Raw genomic sequence first — 3,609 nt, 5'->3', positions numbered from 1 at the left:
CAGGACTTACGCAAAGATACTATGTATAGAGTTAAAAAACTATTGCGTCATAGTTTTAAGCGCTATATATAGCGTCTTTGCCTAAGTCCTATTAAAATAAAGAGCAAGTTTATTTTCTGGATAGGTCTAATATAGAAAAGTTTAATATTAAACGGGACTTACACAGAGAAACTATAGCGCTATAGTTTCTCTGTGTTGAAAAATCAAAAATGCGTAAGTCCTGGAAAAATTAGAATCATAATTTAGGGATAATTGTACCTAATATTAAATATATTAAATCGGGTAGCATCGGTGTAATTAGATAGTTAATCTAGGAGTCAGGAGTCAGGAGAAAAGAGAATTTAGAAACATTTGCTCTTTAGGTGAAGATGAAAATTTTTTTATACCGAATTAAGCGGATTTGATATAACTCCTACACTATCAATTATTATCCTAGACTTCTATAACGCACTGCCGAATTTAGCCGAAAGTTAAAAATTCTGGCTTGAAGATCATTACCAACCCAAAAAAGAGCATGAATGTTCCTCCAATTAACTTAAGTATTCTTCCCTTACTTTCACTCAGTCTTGAGGATTTGAAGGAATAAATAAAATTCAATAAAATTGCTAATAGAGGAATTATATAGATTAAAGCATAAATTCCTGTCCAGAATGAAAAACAAAGCCAAACATTTTCTTGGCAGTATTGAATCAAAGTTGTCATGTAAACTGCTGGAAGAATTGCGGTACATCCTAATTCGACAATATTGACAAATATAGCTAACAAAATTGTTCCACCCAAGGCAGCTAAAAGCATTTTCTTACTACCCTGAGAATTTTGTAGTTGACGAGCAATCTCTCGGGCTTTTTTACTAATAGATAACTGTTGTTTTTCAGATAGAGAAAGAGAAAATGCTTGTTTAAAAAAGAAGTAATCTTTAATATTAATTAATCCTGCTAAAGTAATAATTACTCCTAGTACGAGCATAAAGATAGTTCCATATTTGTCGAGAAATACAGAACCTACTAGAATCATAATCATAATAAAGAGAAAATACATCACCCCTGAAGTAGCCACAAAAGTAGAACCAATCAGCGTCATATCTCTCCTGCTTTTGGTATAACTCAGTAATGATAAGAGAATAATTAGGACAGTAAAAGCACAAGGGTTAAAGCCATCAGCTAGAGCAATTGTAGATACAAATAAGGGAAAAGGAAGTCCTTGAGCGAATTGTTTAATAATGGCATCTGGGGTGAAGGTAATAAAGAAAAATAAGCTGATAATAATCGTAGTAATTAATCCGCCAAACCAATATCTTTTTCTTTGCTCATTATTGAGTTTTTTGTTAAGCAGTGGATAGCTGCATAAATATAAAATTGGCAAGAAAATAATATACCAGGGAAGTTGAAGTGGTTTGTCTCTTCCTGGAATATTAACGATGTATCCTAATTCTGTTTCTATGGCTTGAATAATTTGGTTTCGGTAGCCGATATAACCCTTATATACAGAATTATATTCCAATTCTCCCTCGGTTTCACTATAACCAATAAAATTTTTGTCGCCAATAAATGTTCTGGGAACTGCTTGAGAGGTAATCTGATATTTTGCCAGAAATTCTTGCCATATTTGGGGGTTTTGACTGACTTCAAATGAGTTAACTTTAACCTCTTCATTCTGTTTATCAATATATTCCATTAGAGGTTTTTGTTTGGCACAATGAGGACAGGTTTTAGAGTAAAAGAAATAGATATCTAATCCCTTTTCTGCTGCTTGAGCTACAGGAGCAAAAATAGTCAAGCTGACAAGCAGAATGAGCGTTAACAAGATTTTGAAGATATATTTTGCCTTCATTTTTTCAATTTTTGGTGGTGTTATGTTTTGACTCCCATATTAAGTATTGGGAGACAGAATAATTATCTTTATCTTTATCTTGACTCTGTACTAGCACTTTCTTCCCTGATTAAACTATTTTATAATTAATTTGACCAGAAAATCAGGTCTTAAGTTTCCCTTTAAATGGGATAAAAAAAGAAAAAATAAAATTCAGTATTTCCAGCTATCCTATTGCATGAGGTACTGATAACTGATTATTGAAATAACCTACTTACCGAAAAATTAAGTTATAAAGCCTCTCCATTCATGGAGAAAAACGGTCTTTCAGCTATCGCCGAAATGCCATATCCAATCGAGTAAAAGAAGAAAAACAAATCCTTTTAGTCAATCCTCTTCTTTATAAGAATGAGGTAATTATTAATTGTTGAATTATATCTATCTACCATAAATTTAGTAACTATTTTAGGACTATTAGCAGGCAGCTTAACAACTATTTCGTTTTTACCTCAAGTTATCAAAACTTGGCGAACTCGCTCGACAAAAGATATTTCCTGAGAAATGTTTGCTATTTTCTGCTCTGGTGTTTTGTTCTGGATAATTTATGGCATCCTGGTTAAAGATATACCAATCATTTTTACTAATGTTGCTACGTTGAGTTTAGCTTCACCAATTTTATTCTTTAAACTTAAATATAAATAGTCAAATAGACTTTTTATGCAGGAATAATTTGACAAAATAAATAATATTCACGCTGTCGCCGTAACCCACTGAATATTAGATATTTGAGGAATTTATTTAGATTGATTTTACAGATAGCTTCTCAATCTCTTGTCTATAATAACTGTTATAATTGGTTAATATAGTAATCCTAAATAATTTGTGAGAGAAAGCTGTAGGGTTTTGGTTGACAAATCCCATTTATGCGCTTAGTTTGAAGACAAAACCCCTACGATAAAATCTTACAACATAAGCGCGGATTGCTATATAAGTAATTATCAGTTTTAATTAGTTAAAATAACAATTTTCTATGGATAAAGACGAACATGAAATTCGGGTGCAACATTTTTCTATTCTCAAGTCTAAGTATCACGCAAATAAATATAAAAATCCATCTCCTTTAAGCTTTCTATATCTCATACTTAGAATAGTTGATTTTAGCATTTAAATTACAGACCTAGAATTACAATACTTAGAAGCAAACCAACTTTTTGAAACTATCAAATTAATTAAGTTAGAGGTTAACTTAGAGCAGTACAAGAACGCTGAGGTTAAAAGATTAGAGAATGAGTTATTAGTTCTCAAAGAAAAATATAAAGTACCAAAAAATGTGGGATTTGATTGTTTGCATCCGCTACTTTTTAAACTTGATACTGAAAATATATTAGCTGATTCAGAAATTAAATTACTTAAAGATTATAATCTTAAGGAAACTTTAGCGATCCCTAATCATATCCAAGAATTTGCGGAGTTAAAAATTAAATACCATGCCACTAAATATCAAGACTTTTTCCCGGATACACCATTGTTTCCTATTCTGAAAACAATTGACTCAGCAAAGACATTAAGTGCCAAAGAATATAATTGGTTATCGAATAATAGTGGTTTATTGGAAACTCTAGATATTTATTCGGAGCAGGAGAAACAAAGAGAGGTAGAAGCTAAGTTTGGAGAACTAAAAGATAAGTATCAAGCTACTAAATATCCCGATAAATCTATCTCTATTCCATTATTTTTAATATTGGAAAAACTAGAAACAGAAACTATTCTTGATCAATCAGAATTAGATTGGTTAACAGA

Annotated in this window: 2 protein-coding genes and 1 pseudogene; 2 read left to right on the top strand and 1 reads right to left on the bottom strand. The window is 31.3% G+C overall.

The window, feature by feature from the left end; genetic code table 11:
* Positions 1-459: 459 nt before the first annotated feature.
* The gene (locus tag ACP6PK_RS23160; RefSeq protein WP_426563050.1) at positions 460-1,803 is read right to left on the bottom strand and encodes a glutaredoxin family protein; all 1,344 of its coding nucleotides are present in this window, start codon (positions 1,801-1,803) and stop codon (positions 460-462) included.
* A 429-nt stretch (positions 1,804-2,232) separates the two neighbouring features.
* On the opposite strand from ACP6PK_RS23160, the gene ACP6PK_RS23155 reads away from it, so the two are divergent.
* Positions 2,233-2,367, top strand: a complete 135-nt coding sequence (locus ACP6PK_RS23155) for a SemiSWEET family sugar transporter (protein ID WP_371357221.1) — start codon at positions 2,233-2,235, stop codon at positions 2,365-2,367.
* 772 nt (positions 2,368-3,139) lie between these two features.
* Positions 3,140-3,609: pseudogene (locus ACP6PK_RS23150) on the top strand (hypothetical protein); the annotation flags it as partial.

Origin of the sequence: Dapis hubbardiae BLCC-M172, assembly GCF_050016015.1 — a bacterium.
Taxonomy (GTDB): Bacteria; Cyanobacteriota; Cyanobacteriia; order Cyanobacteriales; family Microcoleaceae; genus Trichodesmium.
Note: the sequence above shows the minus strand (reverse complement) of the source record. Positions and strands in the feature narration are given on the sequence as shown.